This window comes from Achromobacter sp. 413638, assembly GCF_043119405.1.
Classification (GTDB): Bacteria; Pseudomonadota; Gammaproteobacteria; order Burkholderiales; family Burkholderiaceae_B; genus Achromobacter.
The window spans coordinates 1-21,395 of record NZ_JBICCO010000109.1 but is presented as its reverse complement, the minus strand read 5'-3'; the positions used below and the strand labels follow the sequence as shown (position 1 = coordinate 21,395).

Annotated in this window: 23 protein-coding genes; 5 read left to right on the top strand and 18 right to left on the bottom strand. The window is 68.4% G+C overall.

What is annotated here, in order from left to right; all coding sequences use genetic code 11:
- Nucleotides 1-42: 42 nt before the first annotated feature.
- From ACEU5R_RS29040 to ACEU5R_RS28975, 14 genes are all read right to left on the bottom strand, one after another.
- Entirely contained in the window at nucleotides 43-651 is a 609-nt protein-coding gene (locus ACEU5R_RS29040) for a nitrogen fixation protein NifQ (RefSeq protein ID WP_103275989.1), read from the bottom strand.
- Between the two features lie 119 nt (nucleotides 652-770).
- Entirely contained in the window at nucleotides 771-1,199 is a 429-nt protein-coding gene (locus tag ACEU5R_RS29035; RefSeq protein ID WP_392413244.1) for a DUF3995 domain-containing protein, read from the bottom strand.
- Between the two features lie 238 nt (nucleotides 1,200-1,437).
- The gene (gene cyoD / locus ACEU5R_RS29030) at nucleotides 1,438-1,788 is read right to left on the bottom strand and encodes a cytochrome o ubiquinol oxidase subunit IV (protein ID WP_103275985.1); all 351 of its coding nucleotides are present in this window, start codon (nucleotides 1,786-1,788) and stop codon (nucleotides 1,438-1,440) included.
- The gene (cyoC, locus tag ACEU5R_RS29025; RefSeq protein WP_103275984.1) at nucleotides 1,788-2,402 is read right to left on the bottom strand and encodes a cytochrome o ubiquinol oxidase subunit III; all 615 of its coding nucleotides are present in this window, start codon (nucleotides 2,400-2,402) and stop codon (nucleotides 1,788-1,790) included. The genes cyoD and cyoC overlap by 1 nt, the downstream gene beginning before the upstream one ends.
- Before the next feature lie 3 nt (nucleotides 2,403-2,405).
- Nucleotides 2,406-4,382 (bottom strand): cytochrome o ubiquinol oxidase subunit I, encoded by a 1,977-nt coding sequence (gene cyoB, locus ACEU5R_RS29020; RefSeq protein ID WP_392413242.1) that lies wholly within the window; start codon nucleotides 4,380-4,382, stop codon nucleotides 2,406-2,408.
- A gap of 2 nt (nucleotides 4,383-4,384) precedes the next feature.
- Nucleotides 4,385-5,293 (bottom strand): ubiquinol oxidase subunit II, encoded by a 909-nt coding sequence (gene cyoA, locus ACEU5R_RS29015; protein ID WP_103275982.1) that lies wholly within the window; start codon nucleotides 5,291-5,293, stop codon nucleotides 4,385-4,387.
- Nucleotides 5,294-5,517: 224 nt separating this feature from the next.
- Nucleotides 5,518-6,069 (bottom strand): response regulator transcription factor, encoded by a 552-nt coding sequence (locus ACEU5R_RS29010; RefSeq protein WP_103275981.1) that lies wholly within the window; start codon nucleotides 6,067-6,069, stop codon nucleotides 5,518-5,520.
- 2 nt (nucleotides 6,070-6,071) lie between these two features.
- Complete coding sequence (locus tag ACEU5R_RS29005) at nucleotides 6,072-7,274, bottom strand: ATP-binding protein (protein ID WP_103275980.1); 1,203 nt, start codon at nucleotides 7,272-7,274, stop codon at nucleotides 6,072-6,074.
- A 211-nt stretch (nucleotides 7,275-7,485) separates the two neighbouring features.
- Nucleotides 7,486-7,848 (bottom strand): DUF4148 domain-containing protein, encoded by a 363-nt coding sequence (locus tag ACEU5R_RS29000; protein WP_103275979.1) that lies wholly within the window; start codon nucleotides 7,846-7,848, stop codon nucleotides 7,486-7,488.
- Between the two features lie 223 nt (nucleotides 7,849-8,071).
- Complete coding sequence (locus ACEU5R_RS28995) at nucleotides 8,072-8,584, bottom strand: copper chaperone PCu(A)C (RefSeq protein ID WP_103275978.1); 513 nt, start codon at nucleotides 8,582-8,584, stop codon at nucleotides 8,072-8,074.
- Nucleotides 8,585-8,612: 28 nt separating this feature from the next.
- A complete protein-coding gene (locus ACEU5R_RS28990; protein WP_103275977.1) occupies nucleotides 8,613-9,233 on the bottom strand; it encodes an SCO family protein in 621 nt (206 codons plus the stop codon).
- A 64-nt stretch (nucleotides 9,234-9,297) separates the two neighbouring features.
- On the bottom strand, nucleotides 9,298-9,720 hold the full coding sequence (locus ACEU5R_RS28985) for a DUF2946 family protein (RefSeq protein WP_392413239.1): 423 nt from the start codon (nucleotides 9,718-9,720) through the stop codon (nucleotides 9,298-9,300).
- Between the two features lie 76 nt (nucleotides 9,721-9,796).
- Entirely contained in the window at nucleotides 9,797-11,320 is a 1,524-nt protein-coding gene (locus ACEU5R_RS28980; RefSeq protein WP_392413237.1) for an acyl-CoA-binding protein, read from the bottom strand.
- Nucleotides 11,310-12,566, bottom strand: a complete 1,257-nt coding sequence (locus ACEU5R_RS28975) for an MASE1 domain-containing protein (protein WP_392413235.1) — start codon at nucleotides 12,564-12,566, stop codon at nucleotides 11,310-11,312. The genes ACEU5R_RS28980 and ACEU5R_RS28975 overlap by 11 nt, the downstream gene beginning before the upstream one ends.
- Before the next feature lie 303 nt (nucleotides 12,567-12,869).
- Here ACEU5R_RS28975 and ACEU5R_RS28970 point away from each other — a divergent pair, with 303 nt between their 5' ends.
- Nucleotides 12,870-13,556: a peptidoglycan DD-metalloendopeptidase family protein gene (locus ACEU5R_RS28970; RefSeq protein WP_369869804.1), complete on the top strand. Its 687-nt coding sequence runs from the start codon at nucleotides 12,870-12,872 to the stop codon at nucleotides 13,554-13,556.
- A gap of 50 nt (nucleotides 13,557-13,606) precedes the next feature.
- Here ACEU5R_RS28970 and ACEU5R_RS28965 read toward each other — a convergent pair whose 3' ends face one another.
- Nucleotides 13,607-14,506 (bottom strand): LysR substrate-binding domain-containing protein, encoded by a 900-nt coding sequence (locus ACEU5R_RS28965; RefSeq protein ID WP_103275972.1) that lies wholly within the window; start codon nucleotides 14,504-14,506, stop codon nucleotides 13,607-13,609.
- A 93-nt stretch (nucleotides 14,507-14,599) separates the two neighbouring features.
- On the opposite strand from ACEU5R_RS28965, the gene ACEU5R_RS28960 reads away from it, so the two are divergent.
- Genes ACEU5R_RS28960 through ACEU5R_RS28950 form a run of 3 tightly spaced genes read left to right on the top strand, consistent with a single transcriptional unit; the run spans nucleotide 14,600 to nucleotide 18,346 of the window.
- Nucleotides 14,600-16,258, top strand: a complete 1,659-nt coding sequence (locus ACEU5R_RS28960) for an FAD-dependent monooxygenase (protein WP_392413234.1) — start codon at nucleotides 14,600-14,602, stop codon at nucleotides 16,256-16,258.
- Nucleotides 16,259-16,287: 29 nt separating this feature from the next.
- Nucleotides 16,288-17,610 carry an MFS transporter gene (locus ACEU5R_RS28955; RefSeq protein ID WP_392413232.1) on the top strand — a complete coding sequence of 441 codons (1,323 nt, stop codon included), beginning with the start codon at nucleotides 16,288-16,290 and terminating at the stop codon, nucleotides 17,608-17,610.
- Nucleotides 17,611-17,644: 34 nt separating this feature from the next.
- Nucleotides 17,645-18,346 carry an SDR family NAD(P)-dependent oxidoreductase gene (locus tag ACEU5R_RS28950; protein ID WP_392413230.1) on the top strand — a complete coding sequence of 234 codons (702 nt, stop codon included), beginning with the start codon at nucleotides 17,645-17,647 and terminating at the stop codon, nucleotides 18,344-18,346.
- Nucleotides 18,347-18,349: 3 nt separating this feature from the next.
- Here ACEU5R_RS28950 and ACEU5R_RS28945 read toward each other — a convergent pair whose 3' ends face one another.
- The 3 genes from ACEU5R_RS28945 to ACEU5R_RS28935 all read right to left on the bottom strand — a co-directional run bounded on the left by ACEU5R_RS28945 (nucleotide 18,350) and on the right by ACEU5R_RS28935 (nucleotide 20,649).
- Nucleotides 18,350-19,105 (bottom strand): amino acid ABC transporter ATP-binding protein, encoded by a 756-nt coding sequence (locus ACEU5R_RS28945; RefSeq protein WP_392413229.1) that lies wholly within the window; start codon nucleotides 19,103-19,105, stop codon nucleotides 18,350-18,352.
- A complete protein-coding gene (locus ACEU5R_RS28940) occupies nucleotides 19,102-19,761 on the bottom strand; it encodes an amino acid ABC transporter permease (RefSeq protein WP_103276637.1) in 660 nt (219 codons plus the stop codon). Before ACEU5R_RS28940 ends, ACEU5R_RS28945 begins: the two co-directional genes overlap by 4 nt.
- Before the next feature lie 105 nt (nucleotides 19,762-19,866).
- Nucleotides 19,867-20,649, bottom strand: a complete 783-nt coding sequence (locus tag ACEU5R_RS28935) for an amino acid ABC transporter substrate-binding protein (protein ID WP_103275967.1) — start codon at nucleotides 20,647-20,649, stop codon at nucleotides 19,867-19,869.
- 228 nt (nucleotides 20,650-20,877) lie between these two features.
- Here ACEU5R_RS28935 and ACEU5R_RS28930 point away from each other — a divergent pair.
- Nucleotides 20,878-21,395: P1 family peptidase (locus tag ACEU5R_RS28930; protein WP_392413227.1), on the top strand; the 518-nt coding region annotated here is incomplete at its 3' end.

Genomic DNA, 21,395 nt, shown 5'->3' with positions numbered 1-21,395 from the left:
GGGCCGCCCCCCCCCAAGGCGCGACCGGGCGGCGCGGCGCAGTCAGGCCGCCGCGCCGCCGTAGCAATGTTCATGGTCCTCGCAGCCCGGACAGCCGGGCGCGGCGGCAGGCGGCAGCCCGGCATGTTCGCAGGCGGCATAGGCCAGGTATTGCTTCCAACGCAGGTTGCGCACGTTGCGCGCCGCCAGTCCGGGATAGTGGCGCGTCAGCAGGGCAGTCACGTCCTCGCGGCCGGACAGGCCCAGGTCGCGCCACAGATGGTCGGGGCGCAGGCAGGCGCGCGTGAGCACGCTGCTGACCAGCGGGGTGGTGTCCAGCTCGGGCGCGCTCCAGGTTTCCAGCAGCACGCGCAACAGCAGCGAAAAACCGGGCTGCGGATCGTCCAGGCCGCGCGCCTCATAGGCCTGGAGCTGCGGTCGCAGCGCTTCCAGCTCCGCGCTGGTGTCGTCCAGCGCGCCGGGGAACAGGGTCTCGAGCAGCGCGCGCAGCTCCGCTGGCGGCAGGCCGCTGCGGCCCGGATCGCCCAGCGCCAGGCACTTGCCAAGCACCGTGGCGAAGAACGCGGCGTCGGGGTCGTCGGGCTGCGCGTGGCGCAGCAGCGTACAGGCCAACAGGCGGGAGGACTCGTCGGCGACCAGGGCGTGATCCATGAGGGGCGGCTACGGAAAAGGAAGGCGGGAGCGGAGCGGGATATTGAAGGTGTCAATCAATCGTTATGTCGCAGAATATATAACGAATCGATCTGGCGTCGCCGGGCCGGGCGGCGTCATCAGGCCAGTGGCCAGGACGCGGCCAGCGTGCCGGCGGCCAGCAGCAGGCACAGCGGCGAATAGACGCGCGTGTCCAGGCGCGCGAAGGGGTTGCCGCCTTTGCGCTTGAAGAATCCCACATAGCCGAAGTCGCCGATGGCGCGGACCAGCAGGCCCAGTGCCAGCGCGGCGCCAGCCCAGCGCGTCCAGCGCGCGGCGCCGATGGCGGGCAGCAGCCCCGCGTTGAAGGCGACCAGCGCGGCGCAGGCCAGCAGCGCCGTTCCCACAGCGGCGGTGCCCGCGGCCGATGGGCGGAACAGCGGCGAGCCGTCCTGGCGCGTCGGAATCGCGGCGCCGTGCGCCAGCTTGCCGCCGGCCGCCCAGTACAGGTGCCAGAGGCCCAGGATGACGAAGACGGCGCTGGTGAGCGTGTAGGCCAGGGTGGTCATGCTTGCGTGTGTTCCGGTGATGGCGCGGTGAAGGCGGGACCGGGCGGCGCGATCGCGCGCATCCGGCAGCCGGGAAATCAGTCGGCAGCATACCGGCAAGCCGGCCGATCCCGACAAGGATCCGGACAAGTCCGGTGGACGTTCGGTCCAGCTCCGCCTCGCGCCGAAAAAAAAGCGGATGCCGTCCGGCATCCGCTTTCTTACGTCGTCCGCGCGCAAGCGCGGCACGGGACGCGATTTACATCGCGTGGCCCATGTTGACGTTCATGTTGTACAGCACCCAGGCCGAACCGCCGACGATGATGGCGATGATCATCACGGTGAACAGGAACGTGGCCAGGTTGTCGCGGGCGGACTTGGAGGCGCCCATGTGCAGGAAGTACACCAGCTGCACCAGCAGCTGGAGCACGCACAGCGCCACCACGCCGATGATGGTGACGGTGTGCGACAGCGCGCCGTGCATCACCAGGCCGAAGGAGCCGAAGGTGAGGAGCAGCGACAGCACGAACCCGGTGATGTAGGACTTCAGGGTGCCGTGGTCGGCGGCGTGGTCGTCGTGGCCGTGAGCGGCCGCAGCGGAGTGCGACATCAGATGGCTCCCATGAGATAGACGAAGGTGAAGACGCAGATCCAGACGATGTCCAGGAAGTGCCAGAACAGGCTCAGGCACGCCAGGCGACGCTTGTTGATCGAGTCCAGGCCGTGGCGGCGGATCATGTCGATCATGACGATGATCCAGATCAGGCCGAAGGTCACGTGCAGGCCGTGCGTGCCGATCAGCGTGAAGAACGCCGACAGGTACGCGCTGCGGCCCGGGCCGGCGCCTTCCGTGATCAGGTGATGGAATTCATAGACTTCCATCGCGATGAAGCCCGCGCCGAACAGGAACGTGACCATCAACCAGCCCATCGCGCGGGACTTGTTGTTGGCGTGCACGTTCAGGTTCGCCATGCCGAAGGTGAAGCTGGAGAACAGCAGCAGCAGGGTCTCGACCAGCACGAACTTCAGGTCGAACAGCTCCTTGCCGGTGGGGCCGCCCGCCGTGGCGTTGGCCAGCACGGCGAAGGTGGCGAACAGCACCGAGAAGATGAGCAGGTCGCTCATGAGATAGACCCAGAAACCGAATACGGTCTTGGAACCATCGTCATGGTGCGCGTGATCGTCGTGACCCGCGTGGGGGTGGGTGGCAACAGCTTGGATCATGACTCAGGCGGCCTTCTGCATTTTGTCAAAGTGAGCGTTCTCGATGCGTTCGACTTCCGCGGCCGGGACCCAGTAGTCGACGTCGCGGTCATAGGCGCGAACGATGAACGAACCGATCATGCCGACGAAGCCGACGATCGACAGCCACCAGATGTGCCAGATCAGGGCAAAGCACATGACCAGGCCAAAGGCGCCGATGAATACGCCGGCGGCGGTGTTCTTCGGCATGTGGATGTCTTCGTACTTGGCCGGGCGCTTGTAGGCCTTGCCGCTTTGCTTGTCTTCCCAGAACTGGTCCAGCTCGCTAACCTGCGGCACGTGGGCGAAGTTGTAGAAAGGAGCCGGCGAGGAGATGGCCCATTCCAGCGTGCGGCCATCCCAGGGATCGCCGGTCACGTCCTGGTTCTGCTTGCGCTGGCGGACCGACACGAACACCTGCTGCAGCAGGAACCAGATGCCCAGCATGATCAGCGCGGCGCCGGCCAGGGCGACCAGCAGGTAGGGTTGCCATTCGGGGTTGTCGTAGTGGTTCAGGCGACGCGTCATGCCCTTGAAGCCCAGGATGTACAGGGGCATGAAGGCCAGGAAGAAGCCGACGAACCAGCAGTAGAACGAATAGCGGCCCAGGCGCTCGTTGAGCGTGAAGCCGAAAGCCTTGGGGAACCAGTAGGTCATGCCGGCGATGCAGCCGAAAACCACGCCGCCGATGATGGTGTTGTGGAAGTGAGCGATCAGGAACAGGCTGTTGTGCAGCACGAACGACACGCCGGGGATGGCCAGCATCACGCCGGTCATGCCGCCGATGACGAACACGATCATGAAGCCCAGCGTCCACAGCACCGGCGTGGTGATGCGCAGGCGGCCTCGGTAGATGGTGAACAGCCAGTTGAAAATCTTGGCCCCGGTCGGGATCGAGATGATCATTGTCGCTATGCCGAAGAAGGCATTGACGTCGGCTCCCGCGCCCATGGTGAAGAAGTGGTGCAGCCAGACCAGGAACGACAGCACGCCGATGGCGGCCGTGGCGTAAACCATGGATTTGTAGCCGAACAGCGTCTTGCGGGCGAAGGTGGCGACCACTTCCGAGTACACGCCGAAGGCCGGCAGCACCAGGATGTAGACCTCGGGGTGGCCCCAGATCCAGATCAGGTTCACGTACATCATGACGTTGCCGCCCATGTCGTTCGTGAAGAAGTGCGTGCCCAGGTAGCGGTCCATCGTCAGCAGCGCCAGCGTGGCGGCCAGCACGGGGAAGGCGGCGACGATCAGGACGTTGGTGACCAGCGAGGTCCAGGTGAAGATCGGCATCTTCATCAGGCTCATGCCCGGCGCGCGCATGCGCAGGATGGTCACGATGAAGTTGATGCCGGAAAGCGTGGTCCCCAGGCCGGATATCTGCAAGGCCCAGATGTAGTAGTCCACCCCGACGCTGGGGCTGTAGTCCAGCCCGGACAGCGGCGGATAGGCCAGCCAGCCGGTGGCGGCGAACTCGCCCACGAACAGCGAGACCATCATCAGCACGACGCCGGCGCCGAACAGCCAGAAGCTCAGCGAGTTCAGGAACGGGTAGGCCACGTCACGGGCGCCGATCTGCAGCGGCACCACGATGTTCATCAGCCCGGTGATGAAGGGCATCGCCATGAAGAAGATCATGATGACGCCGTGGGCGGTGAAGATCTGGTCGTAGTGGTGCGGAGGCAGGAAGCCGGCGGAATCGGCCGAGGCCACCGCCAGCTGGGTGCGCATCATGATGGCGTCGGCGAAGCCGCGCAGCAGCATGATCAGGGCGACGATGATGTACATCACGCCGATGCGCTTGTGGTCGACGGAGGTCAGCCATTCCGTCCACAGGTACTTCCACTTGCCGAAGTAGGTGATGGCGCCGAAGAGCGCGAGGCCCCCCAGGCACACGGCGGCCAGCGTAACCATGACGATGGGTTCATGGTACGGAATGGCCTCTAGGGTGAGTTTCCCGAACATTGTCAGTTGATTCCTGCGATCAGATTATTCGACGTGGGGGTGCACGTGGCGTCTTCCACGCCTGCCATCTTGGACATGGTCTTGCCCAGGATGAAATCGAACATGGCGGGCGGCACCGAGGCGTATTTCACGACCGGGTTGTGCTCGCTGCGCTTGGTCAGCTCCTGGTAGACCTCGGGCGTCAGCGCCTGGGGCGCGGCCTTGGCTTGCTTGACCCATTCGTCGAAGCCTTCCTGCGAGGTGGCGATGGCCTTGAAGCGCATGCCGGAGAAGCCGCCGCCGCTGTAGTTGGCGGAAATGCCGGCGTAGGTGCCGGGTTCGCGCGCGTTCAGGTGCAGCTTGGTTTCCATGCCCGCCATCGAATAGATCTGGCTGCCGAGCTGGGGAATGAAGAACGAGTTCATCACCGAGGCCGAGGTGATGCGGAAGTTCACCGGCACGTCCACGGGGAAGGCGATCTCGTTGACGGTGGCGATGTCGTATTCGGGGTAGATGAAGAGCCACTTCCAGTCCAGCGACACCACCTCGATGGTGACCGGCTTGTGTTCCGACACCAGGGGCTTGTACGGATCCAGCGCATGGGTCGAGCGCCAGGTGAGCACGGCCAGGATGGTGATGATGATCAGGGGAACGGTCCAGACCACGACCTCGATGGCGGTGGAGTGGGCCCACTTGGGCTGGTAAACGGCTTTGGTGTTGGAAGCGCGGTATTTCCAGGCAAAGCCCACGATCATGAAAAGGACGGGAATCACGACGAGGAGCATGAGCCCGGTGGCCGTGAGCAGGAGCGTCTTTTCCTGGGCGCCAATGTCTCCCTTGGGGGAGAGGATTTCCATGTTGCAGCCGCCAAGCAGCATGACCGCGCCGACGCCGAGAATGCGCGTAAGGGTCGCAAGGAGGGGGTGTTTCACGTACAGCCTTGGATGGAAGGTGGAAAATGCTGCAACGCAGCAGACGGTATGCTGCGAGGCAGCAACCTCCATCCTATCGACTTGATCTGAGTCAAGCCTGCGACGAATGGTCGCATTGCCCTGCGTGGCGCCAGCCCCATATTGCGGGATTCAGGGTTTTCCCAGGGAGCGGTGCGGCTGTCGCGGCGGTGGGCGGGTGCGACGATATGTCGCACCTGCACAAATCAATCCAGCAACACTTCGCGTTCCGGCCCCGGTTTCTTGGCCAGCTTGCGCTGCAGGGAGCGCCGGTGCATGCCCAGCAGGCGGGCGGCGGCCGAGACGTTGCCCCCGGTCTCGTGCAGCGCCTGGTGGATATGTTCCCACTCCAGCCGGTGCAGCGGGGTCATGGTGGCCTCGATCTCGACGCTTTCCGGCTTCACCAGGCCCAGGGTGCGCAGGATCATGGGGGCGGTGGCCGGCTTGGGCAGGTAGTCGTCGGCGCCGCGCTTGATCGCCTCGACCGCCGTGGCCACGCTGGCGTAGCCGGTGACCAGCAGGATCCGCATGTCGGCGCGCAGCGCGCGAAGGGGACGGATCAGGGTCAGGCCGGAGTCCTCGCCCAGGCGCAGGTCCACCAGGGCGAAGGCCGGCCGGATCTCCTCGGCCACGCGCAGCGCCTCGGCGATGCCGGTGGCGGTGCGGGTTTCCAGGCCCCGGCGCGACAGGCTGCGTTGCAGGGTGCGCACATACAGCTCGTCGTCGTCGATCAGCAGGCCAAGGTCGGTAGGATTCATAGTCAGGTCCCGGATGTGCCGAGAGGCAGATAGAAACGGATGCGGGTGCCCCCGTCTTCGGCGGCCGTCATGGTCATTTCGCCGCCCAGCTGTTCCACCGTGGCGTGCGACAGCGCCAGGCCCACGCCCAGGCCGCCCGGCTTGCCGCTGTTGAACAGGCTGGTGGCCGGCAGCAGGGTCCGGTCGGGATCGAAGCCCCGGCCGTAGTCCCGCACTTCGCCCCGCAGCGCGCCGTAGCCATATTCCAGATGCAGGTCCACGCGCGGCGCGCCGGCGGCTTCGCCGGCGTCGGCGGCATTGTTCAGCAGCGCCTGCAGCAGGTGGGCGATGGCCGGATCCACCCGCAGGCTGGACGGCAGGCTGCCCGAGCGCTGCAGGTCGATGGTGGGCCGGATCAGGCGCCACTGGCCCACCACCCGGACCAGGTCAACAGCGGTTGGGACCGCCAGATTGCGGATGCGTTCCCGGCACAGCGCCAGCAGCTGGCTCAGCGTGGCCACGTCGGCGCGCAGGTCGGGATCCTTGACCTCGGCGGAGATCTCGTCGGCCAGCAGGGTCATGGTGGCCAGCGGCGTGTTCAGCTCATGGGCCATCGCGGCGGCGTGCGTGGCCAGGGCCACGATGCCTTCATTGCGGGTGAAGCGCTCGCGCAGCCGGGCCAGTTCGCGCTCGCGGGCGCGCAGGTCGGCCGCCATGCGGGTCGAGAACACCAGCACCACCACCACGGAAATCAGGAAGTTGGCGCCCAGGCCCCACAGCAGCAGGGTGTGGGCGTCGATGCCGCCTTGCAGCGGCCGGCCGAACAGGGCGGCCAGCACATAGCCGCTGATGCCGGCCACGGCGGCGGCCAGGGCCCAGTTGCGCGGCAGCGCCAGCGCGGCCAGCGCCGTCAGGATCAGGAACATCATGCCGAACGGATTGCCGATGCCGCCGCTCCAGCCCACCATCCAGGCCAGCACCGCCATGTCGACCAGCAGGTGGGCGAAGGCCGTCACGTGGGACAGGTCGCGGCTGTGCCGCAGGCGCAGGATGGCGTAGAGGTTGAAGCCGATCAGCACGCCCACGCCGGTCCACAACGGTTCCAGCGGCAGGTCCAGCCGCAGCAGGCTGCTGGCCAGCAGGATGGTGGCGGCCTGGCCCGCGATGGCGAGCCAGCGCAGGCTGCATAGGGTACGCAGGAATGAAAAGGCGGAACTACCGGGCATGTCCAGACACTGATGAGCCGGCGCTTCCTGCCGGCGGGTACGGGCGCCCGGCTGCGCCAAACGCTCGCGTCCGCGGGGCCGGCCGGGGCGGCCAGGCCATGCCCGGGCGTGGTCGGCGCGGGCGGCGGATGCGGGCTTATTGTAGGCGAATCACAGGGGGCCGCCGGTCGGCGGGCCGGCCAGGCTGTCCCCGATAGCTGGCCTGCCGCGCTTACTGCATGCCGGCGGTGCCGCTGTGCGCCATCATGGGCGGCGGATAGTCTTCCTCGTCCGAGGCCATCAGGCCGGCGACCTCGGCCTGCTGCAGTTCCTGCTCGACCTGTGCGCGGCTTTCCGGCATGCCTGTCGCCGCGATGGCGGGCGGGTAGTCTTCCTGGCCGAACGAATACTGGCCGCTGGTCTTGGCCTGGGCCAGTTCGGCGGCGACCTGATCGGACGTCTTGGGCGCGGGCGCCGCGTAGCTGACGCGCCAGTCGCCGTAGAGATCGCGCTTGTACTGGGCCGGCTGCGCCTGCGCGGCGCCGGCGGCGGCCAGGCCCGCGCAGAGCCAGAGAGTGGCTGTTAGGGATTTCATGAAACGCTCCTTGCTGTCACAAAGCATGCGGCCTCGGAGCGAACCGGGCCGCGCCGTCGCCCGCGCGGTTGCCTGCGGGCGATTTCCCATTGCCGGTTGGACCGGCGGGCGGCAGTGGCGTTGCGTGGGGGACGGCGCGGTTACACAAGAAGCGTTTCAAGAATGCAGCAGAACTGTCGCGCCGCTTTCAGGGGGGCGGAGCGGCAGCGCCGCGGACGGTCGCCTACTTGGCCGGCGCGGCGCCGTGGCCGCCGGCGCCATGGCCGATCGCGGCGGCGCCCAGCGGACGGGCAATGGCATTCACCGGCACGCGGCGTTGCTGATGCTTGTCGTCCTCGACCACCAGCGTCAGGGCGACGTGGTCGCCTTCCTTGATCTGGCCGGGCAGGTCGAGCAGCATGATGTGATACCCGCCAGGCTTGAGTTCGACGGCCTGTCCGGCGGGCAGGTCGATACCGCTGACCTGGCGCATCTTCATCACGTTGTCCTGCATAGCCATTTCGTGGACTTCGGCATGCTTGGCCGCCTGGGACTCCACCGCCACCAGGCGGGCGGGCGTGGCCGAGGTCAGGCGCATGAAGACGCCGGTGGCGTGCTGGCTGGGCACGGTGGCGCGGACCCACGGGTCGTCGATTTTCAGGCTGGCTTCCTGCGCCAGGGAGGGAGCGGCGGCGGACAGTGCCAGCGTGCACAGGGCGAGCGCGGCCAGGGGCTTGAAGAATTTGATTGCTTGCATGGTGTATTCCTGATTCGGTGCGGTTGGGTCAGATCACGGTGCGCAGGTCCTGCGCGCATTCCTCGGCGCTTTGCTGGTGGCGCAACGCCAGGCGCAGCTTGCCCTTGGCGTCGATCACATAGCTCAGCGCGGTGTGGTCCATGGTGTAGGAAGAGCCCGTGGTGACCTTCTGGTAGAAGACCTTGAAGGACTGGGCGGCGGCGCGGGTCTGCTCGGCGTCGCCGCGCAGGCCGACGAATTCCGGGTCGAAGGCCTGGGTATAGGCCTTCAGGATTTCGGGGGTGTCGCGCTCCGGGTCCACGGTGATGAACAGCACGCGCAGCTTGCCGGCGTCGGCGCCCAGCAGTCGCTTGATCTCGGTGGCGCGCGTGAGCGCCGTGGGGCAGACGTCCGGGCATTGGGTGAAGCCGAAGAACAGCAGCACGGCCTGGCCACGGTAGTCGGCCAGCCGGCGCTCGCGATCCTCGGTGTCACGCAGCTGGAAATCGCCGGTGGGCATGCCGGACAGGTCCATGCCGTTGAGCTTGGGGGCTTCCTGGCCGCAGGCGGCCAGGGTCATGAGGCCGGCCGCGGACAGCAGCAGCCGGCGCCGCCGCGTATCGGGCGCGCGTGCCGCGCCGGTCGGCGCGGACAGGATGGGGGAACGCATGGAAAACCTCGGGTCGGACGGTTCGACAGGGCGCGCGGCGACAGGGCCGCGCGGTCAGTGCGAGTCAGGCCAGGGGAGGTGGCGCCCGCGAGCCCAGCGGCGGACCGTGGGCGACTGTCGCGGGCAGGGGAGGTTGCGCGGGTTGCGCCGTCGGCGTCGTGTCGGCCGGCAGCGACAGGGGATTCAGGGAAAACGCGGGCGCGGGCGTCAGGTGCGCCAGCAGCCCGAACGGGCATTGCGCGCCCGTCTGCGCGTCATGCGCGGGCTTGCCGTCCTTGAGCGTGCTCAGCGCCGCGCTGAGCGCGGCAGGCGCGCCGGCGGCGGTGCAGAACGTGACTTCGAAGCGGCCGGCGTCCAGGGCGCGGGTGTCGGGCATGTAGCCCGCTGGCACCAGCGCGCGCAGCAGCAGCGTCATCAGCGCCAGCCATAGCACCAGGCGGCCGCGCGTGGCGGTCCGGTTGCTGGGCGGGGTGTTGTAGCGGGACATGGCCGTATTCTAGGGCGGTTTTCGCGTCGGCAGTTTGCGCCGGGCCGTGTTGCCGTCGTATATGGGCGAGCCGGCGTCAGGCGTCCGCGTCCAGCCGCCGCACCAGGGCGATATAGCGCCGCCGCGCCTGGTCGGCGGGCAGGCCCGCCAGCAGCCGCCAGGCGGCGTGGCGCACCTGGGCGCGGGCATCAGCGTCCGTGGGCGCTTCGGGCGGGGCGTCGCCTCGCCGGACCTGCCATTCATACGCCTGCAGCCGGATTTGCACGGCGGCCGATGGCGGCTGTTGCAGCGTGCGCAGTTCGATCATGGCGGCCTCGAAGGCGTCGGCCAGTTCCTCGGCCGGGATCGCCAGCGTCTGCGGATCCATGGCGTCGGCCTCCGGCTCCACGCCGCTGGCGGCCGCCAGCCTGCGCCATAGCGCGTCCGCGCGCGGCGGATCGTCCGCCACGGAATTGACGCGGGTGATGACATTGGCGCGCAGCCGCAGCATATGGGTCGCGCCGCTTTCCTGCAGGCCGGGACCGTCCTGGACCTGGAAGCGCAGCGGCATGGCGAAAGCGCGGCCGCGCGGCTCCGGCGCGCCGACCTCGAGAATGCGCAGCGTGTTGCGCGAATAGTCCATCAGCCGGGAGAACAGATCGATCAGCGCGCTCTTGCCCCGATAGACGCCGCTGAGCGGGCTGTCGCCTTCCTCGGTCCAGACCACGTTCTCGGCGAATAGCGGGAACAGGGTTTCGAACTCGCCCGCCCGCAGCGATTCGCGATAGGTCGACAGCAGGCGCTGCGCGTCCTCGCCTTCCAGCGATTGCAGCCGGCTTGGCTGGGAAGCTTCGGCGGCGCGGTCCATGAAGCGCAGCACCTCCGCCGCGACGCGGTCGCGGTCATTGTCCACGCAGATCATGTGATAGCTGTTGTCCAGCAGGACCAGGCGGCTGTCCGCGATGCCGTCGCGCAGGAAATGCGCCGACCGCGCCGAGGTCAGCTCGTCCTCGTGCGCGTGCATGATCAGCGTCGGACAGGCGATGGCATCCAGGCCGCGCATGACCCAGCCGCGCAGCCGGTCGACCTCCCGGACGCAGGACAGGGGCACCCAGCGGTAATGGAAGTTCTCGCCGCGCTCGAACTTGGCCTTGACGATGGAGCGGACCAGCTCGTTCTTCAGGCCATAGGGCTCTTCCTCTTCGACCCGCATGCCGTCGGCCAGCCCGGGAATGCGGTAGACCAGGTGGCGCAGGCCGCGGTACCAGGGCGTGCTCCAGCCGTCGATGAACACGGGGGCGGCCAGCGACACCAGCCTGCCCTTGCGGTGGTTTTCTCGCTTGCACAGTTCCACCGCCAGCAGCCCGCCCAGGCACATGCCCATGACGTGCAGCGTGTCGTGGCGACCGGCCACTTCGCGGTATTTCGCCGTGACGGCGTCCAGCCAGGATTCCGCGCGCACGCCGATCAGGTCTTCCGGCGCGGCGCCGTGGCCGGGCAGCGTCAGGGCATGGGTCTCCACGCCGGCGCGCCTGAGGATCTTGTGCATGGCCCCCAGGTCGTACTGCGTGCCGCCCAGCCCGTGGATGAGCAGGACTCCGGTGTCGGTGTCAGCGGACATCGCCTGTTCCCGGCTCCATCTCGCCGAGCCGCCACATGCCGGCCACCACGGCGACGCTGCCATCGAAATCGGCCAGTGGCGATCCCTTGTCGCTGATCAGCCGCCAGCCGCCCGCGCCATGCGCCAGCCGGAACAGCAGCGGCGTCATGTCCTGCGTGCCGGCGCGGCGCGCGGCCCAGTGCAGGGACAGGCGCGATCGGTCGTCCGGATGGGCGCGCGCCAGCAGCGCGTCCAGGTCGCGCATCGCATCGGCCGGCGCGCCCAGCGCCGCCTGCACGTCGCCGGCCAGCTCCAGCGAGCCGTCTTGCGGGTTGTAGCGGTACATCAGCTGATGGCTGCCGGCCAGCGCCAGCTCGAAGCGGCCACGCCATTGCTCGGCGCGCTCCAGCGACTGGGCGCGGGCGCTGCGCAGCGTGTTGACCAGCAGGATCAGCAGCGCGGTGATCGCCAGGTAGGCTTGGGTGGCCAGCAAGGCCTGCCAGGGATTGTCGGGAGCGACGAAAGGGCCTTCTCCCTGGCCGCTCTGGTAGAGCACCATGAACGCCAGCGTGACCACGGCCAGCGAACCGCCCAGCGGGCCCCAGACCAGGGCGACCAGCACCGCGAACACCAGTGGCAGATAGGTCAGCTCGAAGGTGACGACATAGGGCAGGTTGCGGATCATGTCGCCGTCGAAGGTGATGAAGGTGGCGCCGATCAGCAGCGCGTAGGCGACGGCGCCCAGCGCCAGGTCGCGCGCGCGGGGCCCGCCGGAACGGCGCGGCCGGAAATGCGCCAGGCCCAGGAGCGCCGGCGTCATGATGAGCACGCCGGCCAGGTAGGACGAGACCCAGTTGCGCAGCCGCAGCAGCGCGTGCGCCTCGTGCGCCAGCCAGAGCCAGCCGCCGCCCAGCAGCGCCGCGACGAAGCTCACGTCGCCCTCGCGCGGCGTCAGGCGCTGCACGGTCCAGGCCGCCAGCAGCGAGGACAGCGCCGCCGTGATGGCGAACACCAGCGCCGTCGCGGCCTGTCCGCGCCAGAGAAAGCTCAGGATCAGCTGGGCGCAGAACAGGCCCGCCATCAGCATCGGCCAGTGGCGGCGGGCCGTCAGCAGGTAGGCGCCCACCGCCACGCCCGAGGGCAGCCAGACGAAGCTGGCATGGCTGACCGGGTCGTTGAACAGATGCGAGAACGCGGCGCACAGCAGGTAGGGGATGGCCCAGAGCAGGCAGAGCGGCTGGCGTGGTCGGGTGTCGGGCTGGCCCATGGCTATCCTTGCGAGCGGTCGTGTCTTATTGGTCTGTTACGGCGAGATTGCGTCATCTTGCCATTTTGCGCGTTATACACGGCCTTGGGGGATGCGCGCAGCCGGCGGGCCGCGCCGGCCTCCCAAAATCTTGGTACGCTAAGGCCTGCCTGCATCCAGGGGCGCGCCCCGCGCGGGGCGCGCCTCCGGTTCCCCATCCGCCTTCGCCGCCCGTCTTCAGTGCCTTCGCCGACCGCTCTGCATCCTGCCTTTTCAGCGCCCGCTTCTGATCGGGCCAGTCCTCATCCGCGCCTGATTTCCTGGATACGCGTCGCCTGCGTGGCGGCGCTGCTGGCCGTGCTGGCGGCCTGCGGCACGACCAAGGTGCAGCCGGGTTACTACCGGGTGCAGTCGGGCGATACGCTGACGCAGATCGCGCGCAAGCAGGGCGTCAGCGTCGGCGACCTGGTGCGCTGGAACAAGCTGTCGAATTCCAACGCGATCGAAGTCGGCCAGACCTTGCGGGTCGAGGCGCCGGCCGGCCAGCAGGCTTCGTCCCAGCCCAGCCGGGCGCGCGCCAAGCCCTCAGGCGGCGGGCGCCAGGCCACGGCGCAGCCGCCGCGCCGGCGCACCGCGCCGCCGGGCGCGATCTCGCTGGTGTGGCCGGCCCAGGGCAAGGTGACGCGCGGCTACGACGGCTCGGGCTCGAACGGCATCGTGATCTCCAATGCCTCGGGCACCTCGGTGGTGGCCGCGGCCGCCGGCACAGTGGCCTATTCGGGCAGCGGCCTGCGCGGCTACGGGCACCTGGTGATCGTCAAGCACAACGCCAGCTTCCTCAGCATCTACGCGCACAACAGCAAGCTGCTGGTCAAGGAAGGGCAGCGCGTGACCCAGGGCCAGAAGATCGCCGAAATGGGCAATAGCGACAGCAAGCAGGTCGGCCTGTATTTCGAGCTGCGCTACGACGGCCAGGCGGTGGATCCGGCCGGATCGCTGCCGTCGCGCTGAACGCGCGCGGCCTGGACCTCTGTCGACGGTTGCCCGGGCGCCAGTGGGCGCTACCGCTTCCTGATGTGCCCGGCGGCGCGCCGCAGCAGCGTGCAGTAGTGTTCGGCCGCCGGCGTCAGCGGCAGTCCTGTGCGCTGCACGATGCAAACGGGCGGCGCGGGCAGCTTCTCCCGGACCTTGATTTCCTGGAACGTGTCCCGCAGCAGCGGGTAGCGCAGCCATTGGACCGGCAGCATCATCAGCAGGTCCGAACTGGGCAGCGCCGTCAGGAAGGTCAGCGCGGATTGCGCCCGCATCGCCAGCTTCGGCGCGGGCAGGCCATGCTTCTCGAACAGCGGGCCCAGTTCTTCCTCGGCCTTGTGGGTGATGGACGTGGTGATCCAGTGGGCGTCTGCCAGTTCGCGCAGCGATTTCGCCTGCGCCAGCGGATGGCCCTTGCGGCCCAGGATGACGCGGGTATTGTCGAACAGCTTCTCGACCCGCAGCTCGCCCGGCACGCGCGCGGGCGCCGGGCCGACGTAGAAATCCATGGAACCGTCCAGCAGCGCGCCCTCGACCAGCGGATAGACGCCGTCGACGATTTCCAGGTGGATGTCGGGAAAGCGCGCGCGGAACGCCGGCAGCACGTCGGGGAACAGCTCCAGGTGCGGGGCGGTGGACATGCCCAGCGTGACGCGGCCGTTGACGGCGCCGCGCAATTGGCCCGCCTCGTCGCGGGCGCGCTGGATCTCATGGTGGATGGCGGTGGCGCGGCGCAGGAAGGCCTGTCCGACCGGCGTGAGCTGCACGCCCTTGGCGTGGCGCTCGAACAGCGCCGCGCCCAGTTCCTTTTCCAGTTCCGCGATGCTGCGGGAAATCGCCGGCTGCGCCAGCCCCAGGTGGCGGGCCGCCGCCCGCACGCCGCCGCGTTCGGCGACGGCCAGGAAATCGCGCAGCGCGTTCAGCTTCATGGTCAGGGTGATACGAATTTGATATCGGCCTGGAAATTTTGCCATCTTTTTGTATCGAAGGGGGCTATCTAAGATACGCCGCAGTCCCGCAACATGGCGGGCGACCAGGGAGACGGCAAGGTGGAACAGCAAGCATCGCCACGGGTTCTGATCGTGGGCGCGGGACCGGCCGGTCTGAGCCTGGCGATCGAGTTGGGGCAGCGCGGCATCGCCTGCCTGGTGATCGAGCGCAACGACCGGGTGGGATACGCGCCGCGCGCCAAGACCACCAATGTGCGCACGCGCGAGCACTTGCGGCGCTGGGGCATCGCGGACCGCTTGCGGGCCGCCTCGCCGTTGGGCGTGGACTACCCGTCCAATGTGGTGTTCTGCACGCGCCTGGCCGGCGTCGAGCTGGCCAGGCACGAGAACGCCATGTACTGCGCGCCCGGACGCAATCCGCTGTATTCGGAGCATGCGCAATGGATTCCGCAATACACGGTCGAGGGCGTGCTGCGCGATCACGCGCAGTCGTTGCCGGGCGTCCAGATCCGCTACTGCTGCGAACTGCTGGACCTGAGCCAGGACGCGGACGGCGTGCGGGCCAGGCTGCGCGATCTGTCGGGCGGCGCGGAATCGTCGGTCCGTGCCGACTACCTGGTTGGCGCCGACGGCGCGCGCAGCCGGGTGCGTGACCTGATCGGCACCCGCATGCTGGGTGAGTACGGCCTGTCGCGCAACCGCAATATCGTGTTCAGCGCGCCTGGCCTGGACCGCGCTCACCGGCACGGGCCGGCCATCATGTACTGGCAGGTGAATCGCGACGCTCCCAGCCTGATCGGCCCCATGGACCGGGGCGACACCTGGTTCTTCATGCCCACGCACGTCGATGCGGCGCGGCACGCGGGTGTGGCCGATGAGCGGGCGTTGATCGCGCGGGCGACGGGCATAGACCTGCCCTATCAGGTGCTGAGCAGCGACGAATGGGTCGCCAGCAAGCTGTTGGGAGACCGCTACCGCAAGGGGCGGGTCTTCCTGGCGGGCGACGCCTGTCACCTGCACCCGCCCTTCGGCGGCTATGGCATGAACATGGGCATCGCCGACAGCGTCGACCTGGGCTGGAAACTGGCCGCCGTGCTGCAGGGCTGGGCCGGGCCGGGGGTGCTCGACAGCTACGAGGCCGAGCGTCGTCCGGTGCATCAGTGGGTGATGGACGAGGCCGAGCGCAACCACGCGGTCCTGGGCAACCAGTTGCTGGCCGACGGCATCGAGGATGACGGCGAACGCGGGCAACGGATCCGGCGCGAGGTCGGCGGCCGCATCCAGGCCGCCAAGATGCGCGAGTTCGCGACCCTGGGCGTGGTGCTGGGCTACCAGTACGAGGATTCCCCCGTGATCGCGGCGGAGTCCGGCCCGCGTCCGGCCAGGGACTTCATCAACTACGTGCCGACCTCCAGGCCGGGCGCGCTGGCCCCGCATGCCTGGCTGCACGACGGCAGCTCCCTGTACGACCATTTCGGCCAGGGCTACACGCTGCTGGCGGCTTCGGCGTCGCTGGACGATATCGCGGCGGCCAGGGCCGATGCCCGGCGCGCCGGCGTCCCGCTGACCGTGATCCAGCCCGCCGAGGGCGCGATCGCCAGCCTGTATCCGGCCCGCCTGACCCTGATCCGCCCCGATCAGCACGTGGCCTGGCGCGGCGACGCCTGGCCGGGCGAGGGCGTGCTGGCCCGAGCGTGCGCCCTATCACTTCACCCACAACGAGGCGCATAGCCCGACGCAGGAAGCACGAGGAGACAACCATGCTGCGAAACGAAGACATAGCGGGGGCGACGCAGGCGGTCGCCCTGTTCAGGAACCGGGTGCTGCCGCTGCTGTTCGCGGGCTACCTGCTCAATTTCCTCGACCGTACCAACATCAGCTATGCCCAGCTGCAGATGGGCGCCGACCTGGACATTTCGCTGGCCGCCTACGGCCTGGGCGCGGGCCTGTTTTTCTTCGGCTACGCCAGCGTCTGCGTGCCGGCCAACCTCGCGCTGCAGCGCTTCGGCGTCCGGCGCTGGCTGGCTTTCATGTTCCTGGCCTGGGGGCTGGTGTCCTGCCTGATGGCGGCGCTGCAGGGCGTGAAGTCGTTCTACGTGTTGCGATTCCTGCTCGGGGTCGCCGAGGGCGGCTTCATCCCCGCCGTGAACTTCTACCTGGCATCGTGGATTCCGCCGCGTTTTCGCAGTCGGATCAACGCGGTGTTCATCATGGCGCTGCCGCTGGCCATGATATTCGGCGGCCCGCTGGCGGGCGTCCTGCTGAAGATAGACCTGGGCATGCAGGGCTGGCGCTGGCTGTTCCTGCTGGAGGGCCTGCCGACCGTGTTGCTGGGCCTGCTGATCCTGCGCTTCCTGCCGGCCTCGCCCGAGGATGCCCATTGGCTGAGCGACGCGCAGCGGCGCGGCCTGCGCGCCGTGATGGAGGCCGAGGCCGCGCCGCGCCAGCCGGCCGGGAGCCTGTCCTGGACCCACGGCTTCGCCGTGTTCCGCCAGCCCTTGCTGTGGGGCCTCTTGCTGATCCTCCTGAGCGCCTATGCGGCCACCTTCGCGCTGGCGTACTTCCTGCCGACCATCCTGAAGAACCTGTACGGCATCACGCCGCTGGAAATCGGCGCGCTGCTGATGATCCCGAACGTGGTGGCGCTGGCCTTCAGCTATGCGGTCGGGCGCAGCAGCGAACGCAGCGGCGACATCCGCTGGCACCTGGCCGTGGTCTGTTTGATCGGCAGCGGCGGCTTCCTGCTGCTGCCCGTCGCGGCGACCGTGTCGCTGGCGCTGTTCCTGGTCGCGGTGTCCATCATCACCGGCTACACCATCGCTTACTACGGGCCGCTGAACACAGCGCTGCAGAACCGCATCGGCGCCCATGCCGGGCCGCTGGCGCTGGTCACGACCATCGGCTCGCTGGGCGGCTTCTTCGGCCCGACGCTGACCGGCTGGGTCATGCAGGCGACCGGCGGACAGTGGACGCTGGCCGCGCGGATATTCGCGCTGACGACGCTGGCCAGCGCCACGCTGGCGGTCGTCTGCGTGCGCAATCTCGGCGGCGCGCATCGGGCGGCCGCGCCATCGCGCGCCTGAACGCGCGCTTCGGAACAGACAAGGAGACAGGACCATGAGCAAGGATCAAACCCGGATCGCCGTCGTCACCGGCGGCGCCAGCGGCATCGGCGAGGAGTGCGCGCGCCAGTTGCGCGAGCAGGGCTGGCGCGTCGTCGTGTGGGACCGCCACGCGGCTGACGGCGAGCCGACGGTGGACGTGGCCGACTACGCCTCGGTGGCGGCCGCCGCGTCCCGGCTCGACGGCGTCGACCTGCTGATCAACGCCGCCGGCATCGCCGGCAGCCGCGATCCGGTCGCGCGCAAGGATCCCGCCGAATGGGCCCAGGTGATGGCGGTCAACCTGAACGGTACGTTCCACTGCGCGCATGCGCTGTACGAGGCGCTGCGCGCGCGCGGCGGCGTGGTGGTCAACATCGCGTCGGTGGCGGGCATGGTGATGATGAAGGGCCGCGCCCACTACGCGGTGTCGAAGGCGGGCGTGGCGACCCTGACGCGCTCGCTCGCCAATGAGTGGGCCGAGGACGGCATTCGCGTGATCGCCGTGGCGCCGGGCTACGTCAAGACGCCGATGATCCAGCGGTCGATCGAGGCGGGCGAACTGGACGAGCGCAAGCTGGCGGCCATGCATCCGCTGAACCGGCTGGCCACGACCCAGGAGATCGCGGCGGCCATGATCGCGCTGGCCCGGCCGCCGTTCCTGTTCATGACCGGCGCGGTCGTGACCATCGACGGCGGAATGACATTGGGAAAATAGGTCTCAGCCGCCCGCTTCCTGCGTCAGCGTGGAAATGAAGGCGGCCGTGCGCGGGTCGCGCGGCTGCGTGAACACGGTCCTGGACGAGCCGGATTCGATCACCGCGCCGTCCAGCAGGAATACCACTTCGCGCGACACGCTGGCGGCCAGGCGCAGGTCGTGCGTGGCCATCAGCATGGTCATGCCCTCGGCGGCCAGCTGGCGCAGCACCTCGACCACCTCGGCGGCCAGGCCGGGGTCCAGCGCCGAGGTCGGCTCGTCGCACAGCAGCACGCGCGGCGCAGGCGCCAGCGCGCGGGCGATGGCCACGCGCTGCTGCTGACCGCCGGACAGATTGGCCGGCCAGGCGTCGGCCTTGTCCTGCATGCCGACCTTGCGCAGCAGTTCCTCGGCGCGCGCGCGGGCGCGGTCGGCGGACCATTTCTGCACCGTGACCAGCCCTTCCATGACGTTGCCGATCACGGTCTGGTGCGGGAACAGCTGGAAGTTCTGGAACACCATGCCGGTCTGCTTGCGCACGCGCAGCACCTGCTCGCGACCCAGTTTCTGGCCGGGCTGGAAATGCACGGTCTCGGGGCCGATGGACAGCGTGCCCCGGTCGGGCGTCTCCAGCAGGTTCACGCAGCGCAGCAGCGTGCTCTTGCCGCTGCCGGACGGGCCGATCAGCGCGGTCACGCTGCCTTCGGCGATGGCGACATCCACTTTCTTGAGGACGGGATTGCCGCCGAAGGCTTTCTCGATCTTTTCCAGGCGGATCATCGATTCTTCTCGGAAAACACGGCATGCTGTCCGAAGCGCCGCTCCAGGCGGACCTGCAGGGCCGACAGGACGGAACTGAACGCCAGGTAGATCAGCGCCGCCTCGGTATAGAGGATCAGCGGTTCATAGGTGACGGCGGCGATGCGCTGGGCGGCCTGGAAGATCTCGGGCACCGTCAGCACCGCGGCCAGCGAGGTGTCCTTCACCAGCGAAATGAAGGAGTTCGACAGCGGCGGCACCGCCACGCGCGCGGCCTGCGGCAGGATGGTGCGGCGCAGGGCTTGCGCGCGCGTCATGCTCAAGGAATACGCGGCTTCCCACTGGCCCTTGGTGATCGATTCGATGGCCGCGCGGATCACCTCGGAGTTGTAGGCGCCCACGTTCAGCGTGAAGCCGATCAGCGCGGCGGGCAGCGGATCCAGCACGATGCCGGCGCTGGGCAGGCCGTAGAAGATCACGAACAGCTGCACCAGCAGCGGGGTGCCGCGCACCAGCCAGACATAGAAGCGCACCACGGCCACCAGCGGCGCCGGGCCGAACAGCCGGATCAGCGCCACCACGAAGGCCAGCGCCAGGCCCAGCGCGAACGAGGCCAGCGTCAGCGGCACCGTGAACACCAGGCCGGCGTGCAGCAGCGGCCAGAACGAGTCCGCCATCAGCTGCGCCCAGGCCGGCGCCGCCCAGCCATTGATCTGCGCCAGCAGCGCGTCGGGCAGGGCGGCCTGCAACCAGGTGGGTAGCGTCATGGGCGGACCCGCGGCTTACTGCGCCGACACGTCGGTGCCGAAGTACTTGACCGAGATGGTCTTGTAGGTGCCGTCGGCCTTGATGTCGGCCAGCGCCTTGTTGATGGCGGCGACCAGCTCGGGGTTGCCCTTGCGCAGCAGCACGCCCGAGCTGCTGAACTCGGCGGCCTTGTCGGTGGCGGCGATCTTGACCTTGGCGTTGGGCTTCTGCTTCTTGAAGTCCAGGTACGACAGGTTGTCGTTGACCGTGGCCTCGACGCGGCCCGAGGTCAGCAGGTCGATGGATTCGTTGAAGCCCTGCACGGCGACCAGATCGGCGCCGTGGCGCTGCGCCAGCTTGCCGAAGTTGCTGGTCAGCGTGTTGGCGGACTTGCGGCCCTTCAGGTCCTCGAAGGACTTGATGGTGGTATTGTCGTCACGCACGATCAGCACCGCGGCGGACGAGATGTACGGATCCGAGAAATCGTATTTGGCTTTGCGCGCGTCGGTGATGCCGACCTGGTTGATGACCGCGTCGTAGCGCTTGGCGTCCAGGCCGGCGATCAAGCCGTCCCACTTGCCTTCGACGAATTCGGCCTTCACGCCCAGGCGCTGCGCGATGGCGCGGCCGATGTCCACGTCGAAGCCGACCAGCTGGCCCGATGCCTCGTGAAAGGTGAAGGGGGCGTAGGTGCCCTCGGTGCCGAACTTGAGCACGCCGGCGGACTTGATCTGGTCCAGGCCCGACTGGGCGTGGGCGGCGGAGAGGGCGGCGACCTGGACCAGGCCGGCGACGAACAGCGTACGGAAGAGTTTCATTGGCGATGCTCCACGGGTATGGGGGCCTGGAGGAGCGACCTGTGGTTCAGGGCGCACTCCAGCGTAGCCGCACTCTAACAACGCGTCTATTTTTCCACAAAGCATAAGAAATAGTGAAAATATAACTTCCAGATATAACGAAAATCTCCGGAAACCCGGCTTTCCGGAGCCACGCAGGCAGCACCCCAAGGAGACGATGTGGAACAGCGATTGAACAGGAGGAAGTTCATGATGGCGGCGGCAGGCGCGGCCGCGCTGGCGGGCAGCGTGCCCGCGCAGGGCGGGGGAGGACTACGGCTGACGCCGGGCGGCGGGTCCATCACCCAGGTGCCGGGGCTGAAGGTCGGGCACTACACGGACACGCGGCGGCCGACCGGCTGCACGGTGATCATCGCCGAGGCCGGCGCCACGGCGGGCGTGGACGTGCGCGGCGCGGCGCCCGGCACGCGCGAGACCGACCTGCTCAATCCGTCCAACATGGTCGAGAAGGTCCACGCCGTGATGCTGGCCGGCGGCAGCGCGTTCGGCCTGGACGCGGCCGGCGGCGTGATGCGCTACCTGGAAGAACGCAAGATCGGTTTCGACGTGGGCGTGGCCCATGTACCCATCGTGCCGGCGGCGATCCTGTTCGACCTGGGCGTGGGCGACGCCTCGGTGCGGCCGGACGCGGCGGCGGGCTATCAGGCCTGCAAGTCCGCGAGCGCCGGCCCAGTCCAGGAAGGCAACGTCGGCGCCGGCGGCCGGGG